The sequence below is a fragment of the Aquimarina litoralis genome (genome assembly GCF_019295435.1).
GTDB classification, from domain to species: domain Bacteria; phylum Bacteroidota; class Bacteroidia; order Flavobacteriales; family Flavobacteriaceae; genus Aquimarina; species Aquimarina litoralis_A.
This window is the reverse complement of sequence record NZ_WEKL01000040.1, coordinates 13,013-33,434: the sequence shown is the minus strand read 5'-3', so window position 1 is coordinate 33,434 and position 20,422 is coordinate 13,013. Positions and strand designations below refer to the sequence as shown.

The 20,422-nt window shown below is 33.3% G+C and carries 18 protein-coding genes; 17 read left to right on the top strand and 1 reads right to left on the bottom strand.

Going from position 1 to position 20,422, the window contains the following annotated elements:
* Nucleotides 1–5: 5 nt before the first annotated feature.
* The 14 genes from GBO31_RS17930 (at nucleotide 6) to ilvA (ending at nucleotide 15,400) form a co-directional block, all read left to right on the top strand.
* Complete coding sequence (locus GBO31_RS17930; RefSeq protein ID WP_219009841.1) at nucleotides 6–1,133, top strand: DUF2891 domain-containing protein; 1,128 nt, start codon at nucleotides 6–8, stop codon at nucleotides 1,131–1,133.
* A gap of 82 nt (nucleotides 1,134–1,215) precedes the next feature.
* The gene (locus GBO31_RS17925; protein ID WP_219009840.1) at nucleotides 1,216–2,436 is read left to right on the top strand and encodes an Nramp family divalent metal transporter; all 1,221 of its coding nucleotides are present in this window, start codon (nucleotides 1,216–1,218) and stop codon (nucleotides 2,434–2,436) included.
* 26 nt (nucleotides 2,437–2,462) lie between these two features.
* Complete coding sequence (gene pxpA / locus GBO31_RS17920) at nucleotides 2,463–3,194, top strand: 5-oxoprolinase subunit PxpA (RefSeq protein ID WP_219009839.1); 732 nt, start codon at nucleotides 2,463–2,465, stop codon at nucleotides 3,192–3,194.
* Nucleotides 3,191–3,925, top strand: coding sequence for a 5-oxoprolinase subunit PxpB (gene pxpB, locus GBO31_RS17915; RefSeq protein WP_219009838.1), 735 nt, complete (start codon nucleotides 3,191–3,193; stop codon nucleotides 3,923–3,925). The genes pxpA and pxpB overlap by 4 nt, the downstream gene beginning before the upstream one ends.
* Before the next feature lie 5 nt (nucleotides 3,926–3,930).
* Nucleotides 3,931–4,779 carry a biotin-dependent carboxyltransferase family protein gene (locus tag GBO31_RS17910; RefSeq protein ID WP_219009837.1) on the top strand — a complete coding sequence of 283 codons (849 nt, stop codon included), beginning with the start codon at nucleotides 3,931–3,933 and terminating at the stop codon, nucleotides 4,777–4,779.
* 540 nt (nucleotides 4,780–5,319) lie between these two features.
* A complete protein-coding gene (locus tag GBO31_RS17905; protein ID WP_219009836.1) occupies nucleotides 5,320–5,721 on the top strand; it encodes a hypothetical protein in 402 nt (133 codons plus the stop codon).
* Nucleotides 5,722–5,745: 24 nt separating this feature from the next.
* Nucleotides 5,746–6,441 (top strand): hypothetical protein, encoded by a 696-nt coding sequence (locus tag GBO31_RS17900; protein ID WP_219009835.1) that lies wholly within the window; start codon nucleotides 5,746–5,748, stop codon nucleotides 6,439–6,441.
* Between the two features lie 104 nt (nucleotides 6,442–6,545).
* Nucleotides 6,546–7,217: a sensor histidine kinase gene (locus tag GBO31_RS17895; RefSeq protein WP_246615913.1), complete on the top strand. Its 672-nt coding sequence runs from the start codon at nucleotides 6,546–6,548 to the stop codon at nucleotides 7,215–7,217.
* A 16-nt stretch (nucleotides 7,218–7,233) separates the two neighbouring features.
* Nucleotides 7,234–7,890, top strand: a complete 657-nt coding sequence (locus tag GBO31_RS17890) for a response regulator transcription factor (protein WP_219009833.1) — start codon at nucleotides 7,234–7,236, stop codon at nucleotides 7,888–7,890.
* Nucleotides 7,891–8,484: 594 nt separating this feature from the next.
* Nucleotides 8,485–10,161 (top strand): dihydroxy-acid dehydratase, encoded by a 1,677-nt coding sequence (gene ilvD / locus GBO31_RS17885; protein ID WP_219009832.1) that lies wholly within the window; start codon nucleotides 8,485–8,487, stop codon nucleotides 10,159–10,161.
* Nucleotides 10,162–10,202: 41 nt separating this feature from the next.
* Nucleotides 10,203–11,936 carry a biosynthetic-type acetolactate synthase large subunit gene (gene ilvB / locus GBO31_RS17880; RefSeq protein ID WP_219009831.1) on the top strand — a complete coding sequence of 578 codons (1,734 nt, stop codon included), beginning with the start codon at nucleotides 10,203–10,205 and terminating at the stop codon, nucleotides 11,934–11,936.
* Nucleotides 11,937–11,938: 2 nt separating this feature from the next.
* Nucleotides 11,939–12,472 (top strand): acetolactate synthase small subunit, encoded by a 534-nt coding sequence (gene ilvN, locus GBO31_RS17875; RefSeq protein ID WP_219009830.1) that lies wholly within the window; start codon nucleotides 11,939–11,941, stop codon nucleotides 12,470–12,472.
* Nucleotides 12,473–12,546: 74 nt separating this feature from the next.
* A complete protein-coding gene (ilvC, locus tag GBO31_RS17870; RefSeq protein ID WP_219009829.1) occupies nucleotides 12,547–14,022 on the top strand; it encodes a ketol-acid reductoisomerase in 1,476 nt (491 codons plus the stop codon).
* 112 nt (nucleotides 14,023–14,134) lie between these two features.
* The gene (ilvA, locus tag GBO31_RS17865; protein ID WP_219009828.1) at nucleotides 14,135–15,400 is read left to right on the top strand and encodes a threonine ammonia-lyase IlvA; all 1,266 of its coding nucleotides are present in this window, start codon (nucleotides 14,135–14,137) and stop codon (nucleotides 15,398–15,400) included.
* Nucleotides 15,401–15,423: 23 nt separating this feature from the next.
* Here the strand turns inward: ilvA and GBO31_RS17860 are convergent, their stop codons facing one another.
* Nucleotides 15,424–15,825 carry a hypothetical protein gene (locus GBO31_RS17860; RefSeq protein ID WP_219009827.1) on the bottom strand — a complete coding sequence of 134 codons (402 nt, stop codon included), beginning with the start codon at nucleotides 15,823–15,825 and terminating at the stop codon, nucleotides 15,424–15,426.
* A gap of 700 nt (nucleotides 15,826–16,525) precedes the next feature.
* Here GBO31_RS17860 and GBO31_RS17855 point away from each other — a divergent pair.
* The 3 genes from GBO31_RS17855 (at nucleotide 16,526) to GBO31_RS17845 (ending at nucleotide 20,398) form a co-directional block, all read left to right on the top strand.
* Entirely contained in the window at nucleotides 16,526–18,733 is a 2,208-nt protein-coding gene (locus GBO31_RS17855; protein WP_219009826.1) for a tetratricopeptide repeat-containing sensor histidine kinase, read from the top strand.
* A 3-nt stretch (nucleotides 18,734–18,736) separates the two neighbouring features.
* Nucleotides 18,737–19,465, top strand: a complete 729-nt coding sequence (locus GBO31_RS17850; protein WP_219009825.1) for a LytR/AlgR family response regulator transcription factor — start codon at nucleotides 18,737–18,739, stop codon at nucleotides 19,463–19,465.
* 387 nt (nucleotides 19,466–19,852) lie between these two features.
* Nucleotides 19,853–20,398, top strand: coding sequence for a hypothetical protein (locus GBO31_RS17845; RefSeq protein WP_219009824.1), 546 nt, complete (start codon nucleotides 19,853–19,855; stop codon nucleotides 20,396–20,398).
* Nucleotides 20,399–20,422 lie beyond the last annotated feature (24 nt).

Below are 20,422 nucleotides of genomic sequence, written 5' to 3'. Positions count from 1 at the left end.
GGCACATGAATCGATTAATTATAGTATTTTTTTCAATACTAATAACTTCTTGTAACACCTCTGAATCCTCATCTAATCAATCATTAAAAGAATCCATAGTAGAAGCATCAGATACTATTAAAGTAGTTATTGAAAAACCACTAAAGTTAACTAAAAAGCAAGCTGTTTCTTTATTAGAATTACCATTAGCTTGTATTAATACAGAATATCCCAATAAATTAGGGCAAACCATTGGTGGTAAAGAAGATATTGGAGAACCTAGTGCGTTACATCCTGCTTTTTACGGCTGTTTTGATTGGCATTCTTCAGTACACGGACACTGGTCTTTAGTAAAATTGTTGAAATCTTTCCCTGATATGGAAAATGCTGCAGAAATTAAAGCCCAACTTTTAACCAATATATCTAAAAAGAATATTGAATCCGAAGTCTTGTATTTTGAAGGTAAACACAACAAATCCTACGAACGAACATATGGTTGGGCATGGTTGCTAAAACTAGCTGAAGAAATTCATTCATGGAAGGATCCTGTAGCTAAGGAACTGGAAGAAAATTTACAACCTTTAACAAATCTCATTATACAACGATATATCGATTTTCTACCAAAACTAAAATATCCAATTCGAGTAGGAGAACATACGAATACTGCTTTTGGGCTTTCTTTTGCTTATGATTATGCGGTAAGCTTGGATCATCAACCTTTAAAAGATGCTATTAGTAAAAGAGCTAAAGAATTTTATATGAACGATACATCTTGTCCTGTTGGTTGGGAACCAAGTGGGTATGATTTTTTATCCCCTTGTTTTGAAGAGGTGGATATTATGAGGAGGATCTTATCCAAATCATCTTTTGATACTTGGATTCAAGATTTTATGCCACAGTTAAAGAATAAAGATTTTGATATTCCAGTAGGAGAGGTGTCTGATAGAACCGATGGTAAACTTGTACACTTAGATGGACTTAATTTTAGTAGAGCATGGGTTTTGTATGGCTTAGCAAATCAATACTCAGAGTACGAACATCTAATCAATATTGCTAATAAACATGTCAACTATTCGCTACCAAACCTTGTTGGAGATAGTTATGAAGGAGGTCATTGGTTAGGTTCTTTTGCAATCTATGCACTTCAAGAATAGAGTAGTAAAATATAACTAAAAACAAAAATGAATATTCTGATAGAATATTCATGGTTTCATAATATTCAAATTCATAAATTATATGAAGAAATGGTTTCCTAAGATTGGTCCTGGTAMTTTGGTGACAGCAGCTTTTATAGGTCCTGGTACAGTTACAGTTTGTACAATGGCAGGAGTGCAATTTGGATTTGCACTGCTTTGGGCTGTGGTATTATCCATCATAGCTTGTATCGTTTTACAAGAAATGTCTGCTCGATTAGGAGTAGTGACTCAACAAGGATTGAGTGAAGTATTAAAATCCCAGTTTACGAATAAGGTGGTTCGTTGGACGCTCATCGCCCTAATGTTATCAGCTATTTTTATTGGAAACGCAGCATATGAAGCTGGAAACATTAGTGGAGGAGTACTTGGATTGTCAACAATTATAGGTTCTCCTACCATTCAAATTGGAAGTATATCTTTCAATTATATCAGTGTTTTGATTGGAATTATTGCCTTTTTACTATTGTATATAGGGAATTATAAGATTCTAGAACGTAGTCTGATTGTCTTGGTATTGTTCATGAGTATTGCATTTATCATCGCAGCGATCGTAACAAAACCAGATCTATCTCTTTTAGTAAAAGGTTTTATACCAGATTTTTCATCAGAAAAAATACTCACTATAGTTGGATTAATAGGAACAACAGTAGTTCCATACAACTTATTTCTACATGCTTCTATAGTAAGTGAAAAATGGAAATCAAAGGATGACTTGTCAGAAGTTCGTAAAGATACTGTGGTAGCAATCGTATTAGGTGGATTAGTTTCTATGGCTATTATTATTGCTGGAGCTGCTATTCAACAATCAGAAATAAACAATGCAGCCGATTTGGCAAAAGGGCTAGAACCGGTATTTGGTTCTATGGCAAAATATGTATTATCACTTGGGTTATTTGCAGCTGGAATTACATCTGCAATCACCGCTCCTTTAGCAGCAGCTTATGTAGTAAAAGGATGTCTTGGTTGGAAAGATGGATTGAAGAGTACATCCTTCAGAGCTGTCTGGATGTTTATCCTTTTTTTGGGTGTTTTATTCTCCTCTTTAGGAATCAAATCGATCGTAATTATTCAGTTTGCTCAGGTGGCAAATGGAGTGTTGTTACCTATCGTGGCTGTCTTCCTTTTATGGGTAATGAATCGACAGAAAATTTTGGGGAATTTTACTAATTCTATGTTGCAAAATCTGATGGGAATTTTGATTGTAATAATTACTTGTTTTTTAGGATTCAGAGGTATATGGAAAGTGTTTGAAAATTTGTAGGAAAATAAGATATTAAAAGTAAGAAATTGAAAAAAGTAATATTAAATGCAGATGTAGGAGAGGAGGCAGGATTTGATGATCAAATCATGCAGTATGTTTCTTGGTGTAATATAGCTTGTGGTGTTCATGCAGGTAGTGATGAGGTGATCAAAAAAACTATCGACTTGGCTATCCAACATGATGTTAAAATTGGAGCACATCCTTCCTATCCAGATCGAGAAAATTTCGGAAGAGTCTCCATGGAAATTCCAAATGAGAATTTAGTTGAAACCTTGACCGATCAAATTTTAAAAGTTAAAAAGTTTACCGAAGAAGCAGGTGCAGAATTACATCATGTGAAACCACATGGGGCATTGTATAATGATGCGATGAAAAATAATGATGTTGCAAATTCGATTATTGCTGCTGTTAAAAATATTGATAAAAGTTTATTAATAATATCGCCAAAAGATTCATTTATTTCTTTTCTTTGTAAGGATGATTTGGAAATGAAATATGAAGTTTTTGCTGACAGGAATTATCACAAAGATTTGACGTTGGTGCCTCGATCAAAATCTAATGCTGTGATCAAAAATCCTGAAGAAGTATTTGAACATGTTTGGAAAATGATTTCTGAACAAAAAATAAAAACGATCGAAGGAGAAGAGGTGGCTGTTTTTTTTGATACGATTTGCGTTCATGGAGACAATCCAAAATCTGTTGAAATTTTGAAGTATCTATATAAGGAGTTGCTGGCTGAAAATTTTGTACTGAAATGAAAAATTATGACATAAAATTTGAGTATAAACAATACAGTGAGAAAGCAATTTTGATTCAAACGTATGCAAAAGTTGATGAAAATTTGCTGAATTTATTGATTTTTTACAAAAAATCTATAGAGGAATTTTACGGTAAAGTAATTATTGAAGTGATTTTAACATATAACTCGTTATTAATTTTATACGTATCCACTATAGAGAATATCTATGATAGGTTTTTTGAACTAAAATCATTGTATTCTGATGACTTTTTAAAAGAGAGTCAAAAAAAACGTCTGTGGACGATACCTGTTTGTTATGATAAAAATGTGTGTCCAGAAATCATTTCGTTCGCTGATCGAAAATCAATGAGTGTTGATGAAATTATTTCGCTTCACACTACTCCATTATATACGATTCATTTTATCGGATTTTTACCTGGGTTTTTATATTTGAGTGGTCTTGATGAAAAGCTGATAACTCCGAGAAAATCAAATCCTAGTCGTTTGGTTCAACAGGGTTCTGTAGCAATTGGTGGAAATCAGACAGGAATTTATCCATCTGATAGTCCTGGTGGATGGCATGTGATTGGTAGTACGCCTGTGTCTTTTTTTGATGTGAATTCGGATCCCTGTTGTTTTGCAAAACCAGGTGATCAATTAAAATTTATATCGATAAACGAAAAAGTATATGTCGATATAAGTTTGAATATTTCTAAAGATAATTTTCAGTTAATTCCTGAATATTTATAGTCGTTATGGTGGAAATTATATCTTCAGGAATGTATACTACAATTCAAGATGAAGGACGTTTTGGTTTCTCGAAATATGGAGTGCCTCAAAGTGGTGCAATGGATAAGAGGTCGTATAAATTGGCAAATGCTTTGTTGGATAATGATCCTGATTGTGCAGTGATCGAATGGATGTTGATTCCGCCGGTTTTGAAATTTTATGAGGATTCAATTATTGCAATCACTGGTGTGCAATGTGATCCTTTTGTTGATGACAAAAAAGTAAAATGTAATCATCAACTTATAATTAAAAAAGGGAGCGTTTTAAAGTTTAAAAATATAATAAAACGGGTGTTTGGATATGTAGGAATAAAAAATGGTTTTTGTAAGAATGATGTTTTAAATAGCAGATCTCAATACAAAAATGTAACTGATTCCGAAAGTTTAAGTAAGGGTAGTTTTATTTCTTATAATAAATTTGTTGATTTTTGGACACAATATTCATCTTTAAAAATTGATGATTCATGGTGGGATAAAGGTGAATTAGATGTTTTTCCAGGTCCAGAATATGATCAACTTTCTAATAATGAAAAGGAGTTGCTAAAAACGGGGAGTTTTACTATTTCAACAGAAAGTAGTAGAATGGCAATTTCATTGAATGAAGAGTTAGAAAATGACCTCGATTCTATGATTTCTGTTCCTGTCCTACCAGGTACGGTTCAACTAACTCCTTCTGGAAGATTGATTGTCCTAATGAGAGACTGCCAAACTACGGGTGGATATCCAAGAATTCTTCAACTTTCTGAAGAAGCTATAAATATCATTTCACAAAAACGTACTAATGAAGAAGTAAGATTTAGTATGCGGTCTTTTTAGTTGATTCTTTGGAATCGGATGCTTTTGATAAAACTGGTTTTTGATTCAGTTAAAAAAATGTGGTGTCGATTTTTTCATCTAGAGTTTTAATCTAGTTGAGTACTTGTTCTCATTCTTTTGACAATGACCTTGTGATAGCGTTTGGCGAGTCGTTGCTTTGGAAAGGTGTGGATGTTTTCAATTTTCTTTATAAACAAGAAATCTTTTCAACTATTAATATTGTTGGTTATTTTTTCAATAGATAAATGAGATTTCGTATGTATTGTAAATGATAAACAAATATGCTATTTGTATTATAATTAGCTTCTAAGGCTGTATTTACAAGACATTTAAGAGGGTAAAACTACCCTTTTTGAATAGGGGGAAAACCCCCTGATGTTAGTTTTTTTGCTTTTCTTTAAAATTTATTAAATAACTGATAATCAATTTTTTGATACTGTGGTTTTACCGTAAAAGAGTGATAAAAAAGGTTAGGGGTATTTGTGAGAAACTCTGATTTTTGGATATATTAGCAACAATAACCCAATAAACATTATTATTATGGCAAAAGGAATACAAAAACCCCAAAAGTGTATTAATGTAGAAGAAGCAAAGGAGCTTCATGATAACTGGTGTAAAAAAAGAGGACCTGGTCTTCAAAAAAGTTTAGGCTTTGAAGATGCTCGAGAATTTCATTGGTCGGTTGCTGAGCTAGAAGAATATTTAGCGTATGTGAAGCAAGAATCATCTAAACAAGGAATTCTAAATCCTGGAATACGAGTATATATGGGAGCATATTCACAATCAAAGTGTAAAATGGGACGTGGATATTCTACATTATTTTTTGCACCTACAGGTGCGCGCCCAGGAGCTTCTGGTAAAGATGGAGGTGATATGGAGAATAATTATGGTATAGCACCATTAAATAGAGGTGGTAGTGGACATCCACCAAAGGCTTATTAATAATATTAATTTTCATAATAGTAGATGTATTCAATTGTAATTACAAACATTTTTGAATTATTAGCAGCTATTACAGGAACTTTTTACATAAGAAAATATCGGGAAGATTTATCGTCCCGATATTTTGTTTATTTTCTATGGCTAACAGTGTTTGTAGAATTAGTTTTTGGATGGTTGTCAATATGTATAGAAAAAATTGATTTCTTTTCTCCATTAAATACAACTGTTTTTGTACAAAATGATTGGATTTATAATATCTATGATATAGTCAGTTTTGCTCTTCTTTCTTTTATAATTATTCGTTTGTATGATAATACGAATTTCAAAAAAGCCAGTACTTTGATTGCTTTTTTATTTCTGTTATTTGCTATAGTTAATGCTTCTTTTTCCAATGAATTTTATGAAGGTATCGTATCTTTAAATTTTATATTTGGTTCTATTTTATTACTTCTTTTAGTTATTCTGTACTTTTTTCAATTATTAATGAGTGATAAAATTTTGGACTTTTACAAAATGATGACTTTTTATATTTCAGTAGGAATTTTAGTTTATCATCTGACAACAACACCTATTTTTATATATTGGAAATATTTTAGCGTTTCAGTTAGCCCTAAATTCGTTGAGATTCGTCAAATATTTATTACAATAGCTAATATTTTTGTGTATACTTGCTATACTTTAGGTTTTTGGATATGCTTGAAAAAGAACAAATCGTATTAGAACAAGTCTTTCTTATATTTTATTTCACCGTAATTATCTTTTTTTTCTTAATATTCGGTATCGTATTCTTTGTAGCTTTTCAAAAAAGAAAAAATAAACTGCTGTTGGATCGTTTAAAGGCAAAACAACGCTTTGAAGAAGAACTCCAAAATTCTAAGCTCGAAATCCAGGAGCAAACCCTTAAAAATGTTAGCTGGGAACTACATGATAATATTGGTCAGTTACTATCTACTGCAGTGATGCAAATCAATATTTTAAGCACCAATCTAGAACCAAAAATTAAAGATTCAGTACAAGATATCCGTGGTTTGGTGGGTGATAGCCTCCAAGAAATCAGAAACCTTTCGAAAACCCTAAATCATGAGGTGATTCAGAATATAGGTTTGATAAAATCTATTCAGGTAGAATTGGATCGTTTTAAAAAATTAAATTTCTTAACTCCAGAACTCGTAATAACTGGAGATGAAATATTCATCAACCCCAAAGATGAAATCATTATATATCGTATTGTACAGGAATTTTTCTCCAATACCATAAAACATGCAGAAGCTTCTCATCTATTAGTAAAACTAGCATATTCACCAGATGATTTAGTGATTACGATCAAAGATGATGGGGTTGGCTATGATATGGAATCTGTACAAGCGAATTCTGGATTATTAAATATGAAAAGTAGAGCAGCTTTGGTAAATGCAACTTTAGATTGTATTTCGGAGCCTGATAAAGGAGTATTGCTTACCTTGCAGTACCCATTTAAAGAAGAAGATAAGGTATAACAAAATTTAATCGAAAATGAAGAAAAAGACTGTTGTCATTGTAGATGATCATCTTCTATTCGCTCAATCTCTAGAAAGTCTTATTACAAATCTCGAAGGATATGAGGTTTTGGCTATTCTAAAAAACGGAAAAGAACTCACACAATATTATCTGCATAAAAGAAAAAAACCAGAGCTTATTTTATTAGACGTAAAAATGCCTGTCATGGATGGTATCCAAACCATGCAGTGGTTAAAAGAAAATCAGCCAGAGCAAAAAGTATTAGCACTTACCATGGAAGATGATGAAGAAACCATCATCAAAATGCTGAGAGCAGGGGCAAGAGGATATTTGCTAAAAGATATCCATCCGGAGAACTTTGAGTTTGCTATGAAAATGGTCATCGAACAAGGGTTTTATTATTCGAGTAAGATAGAGACTGCTCTAAAGTATACCGAAAAAGCAGATGTAAAGACTACTCAGGATCTTACTGAAAAATTAACCGATAGAGAATGGACATTTTTAAAATATGCTTGCTCTGAACTTACCTATAAGGATATTGCGGGAGAAATGAATTTAAGTCCGAAAACAATAGAAAACTATAGAGAATCGGTATTTAAAAAATTGCAAGTAAAAACAAGAGTAGGCCTTGTGATTTACTGTATGAAGAACAATTTGTTTAAACTAGATTAATTATTTATTTAGCTAAGTGTTTGTTTTTCATAAATATATTTCCATATATTTATCCCACAAATGAAGAAAACAATTTTAAATATCAGTAATGTCATTAGTATTGAGGTGATTATTTCGCCTTGATAAAGGGATATTATATGATAAAAACTTATATTAAAATCCCTTTACATTCGTAAAGGGATTTTTTTTATGAAATGTTTAAACCAGTTCTATGGTTAAAAGGTTATAATGAATTTACAGCAAACAATTATTGTCCAAATTATTATCAACATCGTGATTATTACGTCAGGATGATAAGGGCATTGATAATATATAATTTAAAAATCCCTTCTATCGTCAGAAGGGATTTTTTTTAACTAAAAAAATAAAAATATGATATGTAGTGATTGTAAATAGAATAAGTGTAAGTATTTGTAAATCAGTGTTAAAGGGTGGTTTGGTAATGGTTGGATGTTGTAAGCTTATTGAATTAAATTTAACGGTTTAGTCATTACGAAATAATTTTATACTGTGGTTTATTTAGATACATGAGAATATGTTAATAAATAGGTTAAAAAAATAAGAAATTGATAAAAAAATAACATTCATAAGAGGATGAGTATTAATAAATATAGTAAACGAGTTACACAAGACGATACACAACCAGCTGCGCAAGCAATGCTACATGCTGTTGGTTTGACTGATGAAGATTTTAACAAACCATTAGTGGGTATCGCCAGTACAGGATATGAAGGAAACCCTTGTAATATGCACCTTAATGATTTAGCTAAATTGGTGAAACAAGGAACAAGGGAAGAAGATATAGTAGGATTGATTTTCAATACGATTGGAGTAAGTGATGGAATTTCTATGGGAACTCCAGGAATGCGTTTTTCATTACCGTCTAGAGATGTAATTGCTGATTCTATGGAAACAGTAGTGCAAGCAATGTCTTATGATGGAATGGTAACTGTAGTGGGATGTGATAAGAATATGCCAGGAGCATTAATGGCAATGATACGTTTAAACAGACCTTCAATTTTGGTATATGGAGGTACAATTGCTTCTGGATGTCATGAAGGAAGAAAACTAGATATTGTTTCGGCTTTTGAAGCATGGGGAGAGAAAGTTGCTGGAACAATGGAGAATACGGAATATAAAAGTGTTATTAAAAAAGCAATCCCTGGCGCAGGAGCTTGTGGTGGAATGTATACGGCAAATACTATGGCATCGGCAATAGAAGCTTTAGGAATGTCTCTTCCTTACAATTCATCAAATCCTGCTATTAGTAATAATAAAGAAGAAGAAAGTATTGCTGCTGGTAGAGCCATGCGTGTTCTTCTGGAAAAAGATATTAAGCCTTTAGATATTGTTACTAAAAAATCATTAGAAAATGCTATCCGTTTGGTAACCATATTAGGAGGTTCTACGAATGCTGTATTGCATTTCTTAGCAATTGCCAGAGCTGCGGATGTAGATTTTACCTTAGCAGATTTCCAAAGAATAAGTGATGAAACACCATTCCTGGCGGATCTAAAGCCAAGTGGTAAATATCTTATGGAGGATGTTCATGATATTGGTGGTATTCCGGCAGTATTAAAATATCTTTTAAAGAAGGGGCTGTTGCATGGAGACTGCTTAACCGTTACCGGAAAAACTTTAGCAGAAAACCTATTAGACGTTCCTGATTTAGAAGAAGGACAGGACGTTATTAAACCTCTGGAAAACCCAATCAAGGCAACAGGGCATTTAAGAATTATGTTTGGAAATTTAGCAGAAGATGGATGTGTTGCAAAGATTACCGGAAAAGAAGGATTAAGTTTTACTGGGAAAGCTAAAGTGTTTGATAGTGAATATGATGCAAATGATGGAATTAGAGATGGAAAAGTTGAAAAAGGTGATGTAGTCGTCATTAGGTACGAAGGTCCTAAAGGAGGTCCTGGAATGCCAGAAATGTTGAAACCAACTGCGGCGATCATGGGAGCGGGCCTTGGTAAAGATGTTGCATTAATTACAGACGGAAGATTCTCTGGAGGGACACATGGCTTTGTAGTAGGTCATATTACTCCCGAAGCGCAAGAAGGAGGTTTGATAGGATTAGTAGAAGATGGTGATATGATCACAATCGATGCAGAATCAAACTCTATAACTGTAGCTGTCGAAGAAGAAGAAATAAAAAGAAGAAAAGCTGCTTGGGTTCAACCACCGTTGAAATTTAAAAAAGGAGTTTTATACAAATATGCCAATACAGTTTCATCTGCCTCACAAGGTTGTGTGACCGATGAATTCTAAAAAACTTTTCAGTAAAAACTGAAGGAAAAATATATAGCGTAATGGAAACACAAACGCAAACAATAACAAAAGAAACTAAAACAGCAACCGGTCCAATGACTGGTGCTGAAGCAGTAATACATTGTCTTTTAGCAGAAGGTGTGGACTTGATTTATGGATATCCTGGTGGAGCGATCATGCCAGTATATGATGAATTGTATAAGTTTCAAGACAGATTACATCATGTACTTACCAGACATGAACAAGGTGCTACACATGCAGCTCAAGGATATGCAAGAACCAGTGGAAAAGTCGGTGTTGCGATAGCCACATCTGGTCCAGGAGCAACTAATTTTGTTACCGGAATTGCAGATGCGCAAATTGATTCTACACCAATGGTTTGTATAACAGGACAAGTGGGATCTCACTTATTAGGATCTGATGCCTTTCAGGAAACGGATATTATTGGAATCTCTACACCAATCACGAAATGGAATCATCAAGTTACTCGAGCTGAGGATATTCCTTCTGTGTTAGCCAAAGCATTTTATATCGCTCGTTCAGGTCGTCCTGGCCCTGTTTTGATTGATATAACAAAAGATGCCCAGTTCGGAGAATTGGATTTCAAATATGAAAAGTGCAAAGGTGTACGAAGCTATAAGCCGGTTCCTGAAACAGATCCGAAAACACTACAGCAAGCAGCTGAATTAATTAACAGTGCTAAAAAACCTATGATTGTTTTTGGTCAAGGTGTGATCTTAGGAGAAGCGGAAGAAGAACTGAAAAATTTTATTGAGAAATCAGGTGTTCCAGCTGCTTGGACAATCCTAGGGTTATCGGCATTACCAACCGCTCATCCTTTAAATGTGGGAATGGTGGGAATGCATGGAAACTATGGTCCTAATAAACTTACTAATGAATGTGATCTACTAATTGCTATTGGAATGCGATTCGATGATAGGGTTACTGGAAATTTAGAGACCTATGCTAAACAAGCAAAAATTATTCATTTTGAAATTGATCCAGCAGAAGTAAATAAAAATGTAGAAGTGGATGTTGCCGTAATGGGTAATGTAAAACATACGCTTGCCGAAATTCTTCCATTAGTAGAGCCTAATACCTATGAAAATTGGCTACAGGAATTTAAAGATTTTGATGCTGTTGAATATGATAAAGTGATCAAAGATGAACTGTATCCTTCTAAAGAAGGGCTTTCCATGGGTGAAGTCTTACGAGGAATCAACGAAGAAACCAAAGGAGATGCGGTTATCGTATCTGATGTAGGGCAGCATCAAATGATTGCATGTCGATATGCAGAGTTCGTAAAGTCCAAAAGTAATGTTACTTCTGGAGGTTTAGGAACTATGGGGTTTGCCTTGCCGGCAGCTATTGGTGCTAAAATGGGAGCTCCAGAAAGAGAAGTCGTGGCGATTATCGGAGACGGTGGTTACCAGATGACAATACAGGAGTTAGGAACCATATTTCAAACAAGAGTACCTGTAAAAATCGTGGTATTGAACAATGATTTCTTGGGAATGGTGCGTCAATGGCAACAATTGTTTTTTGATAAAAGATATGCATCTACAGAAATGGTAAATCCTGATTTTATTACGATTGCTAAGGGATATCATATCGCAGCAAAAAGAGTTACGAAAAGAGAAGAATTGCAATCTGCAATTGAAGAAATGCTTGCTTCTAAAGAACCGTATTTCTTAGAAGTATGTGTAGAGAAAGAGAATAATGTATTCCCTATGATTCCAACAGGAGCTTCGGTTTCAGATATAAGATTATGTTAGTTATGGAAAGAGAAAGTTATACCATATCAGTATATACTGAAAATAATATAGGATTGTTGAATAGAATTTCTGCAATTTTCCTAAAACGTCATATCAACTTAGATAGTATGACAGCTTCTGTGTCAGAAATAAAAGATGTATTTCGATTTACAATTGTTGTAAAAATAACAGAAGAACGAGTAAAGAAGTTAGTAGGTCAAATCGAAAAACAAATCGAAGTGATCAAGGCGTTTTATCATAAAGATGATGAAACAATCTATCAGGAAACAGCCTTGTTTAAGGTAGCTTCTAAGTTATTATTCGAAGAAAGACAAATACAAAATGTTATTAAAGAAAGTAACGCTAATATTGTCACGGTAACTCCGGAGTTTTTCGTTCTGGAAAAGACGGGAAGACGTAAGGAAGTTGAGAAGTTGTATGATCAATTGGAACCTTATGGGTTAATGCAATTTGTAAGATCTGGAAGAATAGCAGTGACCAAAGAAAAAATGCATATTTCCAAAATATTGGAAAGCTTTACGGTAGAAGCGATGTAAGTAGAAAGAACAACTAAAAATCAAAATTAAATAGATTTTCGCGAGAGCGGAAGTAACCACAAATTAAGAAGGAAATGGCAAATTATTTTAATACGCTATCATTAAGAGATCAATTAACGCAGTTAGGAAAATGTAGATTTATGGACGCTGATGAATTTACAGATGGAGTTAATGCACTTAAAGGAAAAAAAATAGTAATTGTTGGTTGTGGAGCACAAGGATTAAATCAAGGTCTTAATATGAGAGATTCTGGTTTAGATATTTCTTACACGCTTAGAGAAGCTGCTATTAAAGAGCAAAGACAATCTTATAAAAATGCTACAGAAAATGGATTTGCTGTAGGAACTTATGAAGAATTAGTTCCTGAAGCAGATGTGGTAATTAATCTTACACCTGATAAGCAGCATACGCAAGTAGTGAATACCGTAATGCCTTTAATGAAAGAAGGTGCTACATTGTCTTATTCTCATGGATTTAATATCGTAGAAGAAGGAATGCAAGTTAGAGATGATCTAACGGTTATCATGGTAGCTCCAAAGTGTCCTGGTTCTGAAGTAAGAGAAGAATATAAAAGAGGATTTGGAGTACCTACATTAATCGCTGTACATCCAGAAAATGATCCGCAAGGACATGGTTTAGATCAGGCAAAAGCTTATGCAGTAGGAACTGGTGGAGATAGAGCTGGAGTGTTAGAATCATCATTTGTGGCTGAAGTGAAGTCGGATTTGATGGGAGAACAAACTATTCTATGTGGACTTTTACAAACGGGATCTATTCTTTGCTTTGATAAAATGGTTGAAAAGGGAATTGATCCTGGATATGCTTCAAAATTAATTCAATATGGATGGGAGACTATTACAGAAGGTTTGAAGTATGGAGGAATTACTAATATGATGGATAGACTATCAAATCCATCTAAGATAAAAGCATTTGAACTTTCAGAAGAATTAAAAGAAATCATGCGTCCTTTATTCCAGAAACATATGGATGATATTATTGGAGGACATTTTTCTAAAACGATGATGGAAGATTGGGCCAATGGTGATGCAAATCTGTTGTCTTGGAGAGCAGCTACCGGAGAAACAGCTTTTGAGAAAACACCAGCAGGAGAAGTTGAAATTTCTGAACAAGAATACTATGACAATGGAGTGCTTATGGTTGCGATGGTTAGAGCAGGAGTAGAATTGGCTTTTGAAGCGATGACTTCATCAGGTATTATTGAAGAGTCTGCATATTATGAATCATTACATGAAACGCCATTAATTGCGAATACGATTGCTCGTAAGAAATTATTCGAAATGAATAGAGTGATTTCTGATACTGCCGAATATGGATGTTACTTATTTGATCATGCTTGTAAACCATTATTAGCTGATTTTATGAAGAAGATAGATACAGATGTGATAGGGAAAGCTTTTGATGCTGACAAAAACAATGGTGTTGATAATGCAAAGTTGATAGAAGTAAATACAGCCTTAAGAACGCATCCAATTGAAGTTATTGGAGCAAAGTTAAGAGCTTCTATGACAGCAATGAAACCAATAGTATAATAGTATGTTTTATTTGTCTAGCTGGGTCTGTTGAAGTTTTTTTGAGATGTGTATTGTGTAATCTTTGATGGACTCAGACTGGCAGATAATTCACTATGATTTAAAAATGAATATGGATACTGAAGTAACCACATATTTTCCGGAATTAGAAGATATCCAAAAAGCGGCCTCCACAATTAAGGAGGTCTCTATGGTTACACCCTTGATGAATAGTATACGGTATTCGAAGAAATATGATGCTAATATATTATTAAAAAGGGAAGATCTTCAGAGAGTTCGATCCTATAAGATTCGTGGTGCTTTTAATAAAATTAGTTCACTTACCAAAGAACAATTAGATAGAGGAGTGGTTTGTGCTAGTGCTGGTAATCATGCACAAGGTGTTGCTTTCGCCTGTCATCATTTAGGAATTGAAGGTACGATTTATATGCCTTCTGTTACACCAAAACAAAAGGTAGAACAAACCCAAATGTTTGGAGGTGATCAGGTGAAAATTGTATTAGAAGGAGATACTTTTGATGATGCTTCCAAAGCTGCTAGAAATATCTGTGAAACGGAAGGAAAAACTTTTGTGCATCCCTTTGATGATCCTAAAACCATAGAAGGACAAGGAACAATTGGATTGGAGATTTTTAAACAAGTAGATCACTCTATTGATTATATTTTTGTAGCTGTTGGAGGAGGAGGTTTGGCTTCCGGTTTATGTGGAGCTATGAAAGCATTATCTCCTAAGACAAAGATTATTGGAGTTGAACCTGAAGGCGCTCCTTCCATGCTTACATCTATTCAGAAAAATAAGAATACTAAGATCGTAGATATTGATAAGTTTATAGATGGCGCTGCTGTTCAAAAGGTGGGAGATCTGAATTTTGATATATGTAAGTCCTATTTATCGGATATGATAACTGTTCCTGAAGGATTGGTTTGTCAAACTATTTTGGATCTATATAATAGAGATGCTATTGTGGTAGAACCTGCTGGAGCCTTGACGTTAGCTGCTCTAGAAACTTACAAGGATAAAATCAAAGGTAAAAATGTTGTTTGTATCGTAAGTGGCAGTAATAATGATATTACGCGTACTGCAGAAATTAAAGAAAGAGCATTATTATATGCGGATTTGAAACACTATTTTATTGTTCGTTTCCCTCAGAGGGCTGGTGCATTAAAACAGTTTGTGGGAGAAGTTTTAGGACCCAATGATGATATTACCCATTTTGAGTATTCCAAAAAGTCCAGCCGCGAAAATGGTCCAGCTGTGGTTGGAATCGAACTTAAAGATAAAAACGATCTAGAGCCATTAATTTCTAGAATGAAGAAGTATAGCTTTTTCGGAGATTATTTAAACGATAAGCCTGATTTATTCCAGTTTTTAGTATAAGCCTGATACACTAAGTATAAAGGTTATTGTTCTAAAAGACCATCAGCAATCCAATCTTCAACAATATCAATAGTAGCTTGTGGCATTCTTCCTCCTTCATCCGATGGGGGCATTACATTGAAAGCGTTCGTTGTACTAATAAAACTAAATAAATTTCTGTCATTTACAGCATCTACCACTTGTTGATAAGAAACTAATTCCATTGGCGCAGAATTTTGAACTGGTGATCCATGGCAATCTAAACAATTAGTATCTATAATTGTTTTTACATGACCAATATATGTAGAAGTTTGTGTAGGAATTGGATCTGGATCTACAGGAGTCACATCAGGATCAGATCCACCACCTCCATCATCACTACTGCTACATCCTATTAGCAAAGCAAAAGTGAATAGACCTAATACTAGTAAAGTTGGGGATTTCATAATTTTCAATTTTTTTCTCAATATAGCAAAATTCTGAAGAGTATATAAGGATAATCTTCGTTAGAAATAACGTAGAGTTTTCTAATAAATTATAGTTTTATTTTTTATATCATGTAACTTATAAAAAAAATGGATTAGACACATGCCTTTTGCTTTTAGTAAAGAGCTAGCAATCTTATTGAATATACTGGATAAAGATTTAATCATTACTAGAGCAATGGTTCTGTATAAGAAGAAGTTTCTATTGTAGCTTATTACTTTTTGCTGATCAATTTTTAACTTGAAAATTTGTAAGACTACATTAGTTAATCAGGCTTACCCTGAAATATGTGAATTGATTATTCAATCCGAATTATCATAACATCATCATTACGAATATTGATTCAACCCCTACGAATATAAATTTATGAGCTTTACTATACCCTATTTCACTTACTTTTAGCTCTTAAAACAAAATTATGTAGGGAATTGTATATAGGAGTGTAGAAACGTACATTCTAATTCAAGCATTAAAGGTAAGAGTATTTTAAATTTCGCTATCGTGATCCTTACATCATTTTGTCAAGAATACGCTTGTAAGATCATTTTACTACAATCAAAATGAGAATATCAATCAACTAATGTATCTTCGCCACTCAATGTATTAATTGTTCTTTCTGATCAAGTTGTTTATTGTCGAATATCTATTTCAACTTTATATATGGATTTTAATCTAAAAGTAAAAAGGAGTCTTGTTTTAATCTTAAGAATCACTTTGCTCTTTATTCTTATAAATACCTACATAACAAATGCACAAACAAGTAAAATAGATAGTCTAGAAAATGTCTTAGCAAAGCATCCAGCATTAGATACGACAAAGGTTAATCTACTTAATGATTTGGCTTTCTTATATTATCGAAGCGATATAAAAAAAACCGCTAAGTATTTGGAAATATCAAAATCTTTAGCAGACTCGCTTAATTATGAAAAAGGACAAGCAGGATATCTTTATGTTAATGGGATGATTCAGGTTTCAAAATCAAATTTGGATGCTGCTTTAAAGGAATTTAACAAGGCATATCTAACTTATGAAAGTATAAATAGTCCCAAAAGCTTTGCCAAATGTTTTAGGGCGATGGCCATAGTATACTACCAAAAAGATGATTATGATCAGGCAGTAACATATGCGAAAAAAGCAATCGAACAATATAAAATAATAGGAGATAAACAAAGATTAGCGGGAACTCTAAATATTTTGGCTGCCATCAATACCGAAATTGGTAAAAATGAAGAAGCGGAAGAACAGTATAATAAGGCTTTAGAAATTACCAAAAAAACTGGAGACGACCGAGGTATAGCGAATATTTATAACAATCTGGCTACTTTGTATCACGATCGATCAGATTATCCTCGTGCCTTAGAATACCATCACAAATCAATTGTGATTTCCGAAAAAATAGGTGACAGTCTAGGAAAAGCTAAATCACTAAATAATATTGGAATCATGTGTAGGCACCAAGAAAAATACGATAAAGCTATCTCCTACTATAAAAGATCGATGATACTTATGCAACAACTTGGCAATAAGAGAGGTATTGCACAAATAAAAGGAAATATTGGTGTTATATATAAAACAAAAGGCGAATACTCAAAAGCGATAAAATATTTTAAAGAAGGCTTAAAAATAAGCGAAAGCATAAATAATGTATTGCACATAGGTGTGATTTACAGTAATTTAGGTAGCGTTTACACACTGTTAAAGGAGTATGAGTTAGCGCTTGATTATTACAAAAAGGCATTGCAGTTAAGGTTAAAAATTAATAACAAAAGGGGTATAGCGATCTCGTATCAAGGTATAGGTGAAGTCTACTATTTTTTAAAAGAGTATGATAAGGCATTAAAAAACATACTTGAAAGTGAAAAAATAGCTCTGGAAATTAAACAGGTTGATATTCAAAATGATAATAATGAACTACTCTCAAATATTTATTATCAAATGAAAGACTATAAAAAGTCCATAACGCATCATCGGATTTTTAAAACCCTGAATGATAGCATCTACAATCAAGACAATATTAGAAAACTAACAGAAGTAGAATACAAATACAAATATCAAAAAGAGTTAGACGAAGCTAAAATAAAACAGATAACATTAACCAAAAGAGTTGAAAAAATAGATAAAAACCTTGCTATATCACAAAAGCAAACCCTATGGGCTGTAATTGGGGTTTTAATCTTAGGAATTATGTTGGGTGGTGGAATTTTAATGTATCGTATTAAAAATATTAGATCAATCAATCAAAATATCCTGATTGAGCAAAAGTTATTGCGATCACAGATGACCCCTCATTTTATGTTCAATTCTTTATCTGTTTTACAAGGGATTATTTTAAATAAAGAATCTAAAAAAGCGATCACATATCTTTCTAAATTTTCCAAACTACTGCGTATCACGCTCGAAAACTCCAGAGATAAAATTGTATCACTAAAAAATGAATTACAAGCTATCGAAAACTACCTAGTAGTGCAAAATTTAGGAGCTGAGATTCCTTATCAGTATACCATAAAAATAGCAGATCAATTAGATGAAAAAGCAATTTGGGTACCTCCGATGATGATTCAGCCTTTCGTGGAAAATGCGATTGAACATGCCTTCCATAAAGATGATATAAATAAACAGATCAATATCTCTCTAAAATTTGAAGGGCACCAATTAATTTGTATTATTGAGGATAATGGCATTGGGATTGAGTCTAAGGTAAATAAAGAATTTTCTAAAAAAAAATCTTTAGCCACCACCATTACCAAAGAGCGTTTGCAAATGTTGGCCAAAGAATTTAAAGTGGAAACCAACATAACCATCCAAGATAAAAAGTACAAACAACAAAAAGGAACCACAGTTACGTTAACACTACCATATAAAAAATAGATAATGCTTAAAACAATCATTATAGAAGACGAATCCTATATCAGAAAAGGTTTAATATCCTTGCTTGATACATTAGAAAATGATATCATGATTATTGGAGAATGTGGTTCTGTGAAAGAAGCAGTTACAGTGGTGAAAGCTTGTAGCCCAGAACTGGTTTTTTTGGATATTAATCTACCCGATGGTAATGCTTTTGACTTTTTGGAGCAAACAAAAGATCTACATTTTAAAGTAATATTTATTACCGCATACGATCAATATGCTTTACAAGCACTAAAAATGGGAGCGGTGGATTACATTTTAAAACCTGTCGATATCGAAGAGCTCGAAATAGCGATCAATAAAGTAACCCAATTGTCAACCGCAAACCAAAAAGAACAAATCCGTTTGGTTAAAGATCAATTAGATACCAATAGATTAGTGGTGAGTTTACAAGAAGGATATCAGGTGATTAATATAGACGAACTTCAATTTTGTAAATCTGATAAGGGATATACCACATTTTATTTGGCCAACGGTAAATCGTTTATGGCGTCAAAACCCATTAAATTTTTCATCGATCAATTACCCAGTTCAAAGTTTGTAAGAACACATCAATCCATCCTGGTGAACCTTGATTATGTAGATCGTTATGATAAAAGCGGGATGGTTATTCTAAAGGATAATCATAAGATTCCGGTATCTGTTCGTAAAAAGGAAGAATTTCTTGTACGACTACTAAATCGAGAATGATACCTTGTTGCCACATCGGTTAGTTAATTTTTCTTCAGCTTTAGTATTATTATCCTTCGGTATATCTCATCTTTACGAATATTGATTCAACTTCTACGAATCTAGATTTGTAATACCTATCACTTGCCGTTCTATTTAGTTTTGCTTCGAACAAAATGAAGTAAGGAGTTTTGATATGAGTGCACATAGATATGTTCTAGTTTTTAAAAATTGGAGCGTACGTTCATATCATAGACACTTATCAGATTTTATTTGAAATGCTTGGATGTGAGTATAAGATGATAATATTTCTATAATATTTTTTTGGATTATCAACATTTAATCTTGGAAAGAGTAGAAGTCATATCCACAGTGTTTTAGCAAGTATATAAACTAAATTAATATATCATGAAAAGAACAATAATTGCCATAACTGTTGCTCTGATCCTCAGTTCGTGCGGTAAACCACTGACTGATGATAAAGCAGGGTTTGAACAGGTAGCCGAAGAACTTAAAGGTAAGTTTGGAGAAGGCGCTTATTACACAGGGATTACCATATCCTATACTAAAGAATTAGGCATCCTATTTAATGTAACAACTACAAATAATCCTGCTTCCTTAAAAATGGAAGAATGGAATTGGGTACAAAATAAATGGACTCAAAAGGCAGAAGTTACCTTAGAAATCACAGGAGGCAAACCAGAAGACTTCATGTTTCAAGTAGACAACAAAATCAGCATTGTAAAACTAGGAGAGTTGATTGAGCAAGCCAAAAAGCAACTAAAAAAAGAAAAAGATATTGATGGCGTTTTGAGTGTCTCTAATATCAATGCTCCCAATGATGGTGATCTATCAAAACTAGCATATAATATCACCTTGGAACCTAAAAACGGAGGGACAGCTTACCATTTCACCTATAATCTTCAGGGTGTATTGGAAGAATTTAATTATTAAGTCTAACATAAACTTTAATTTACA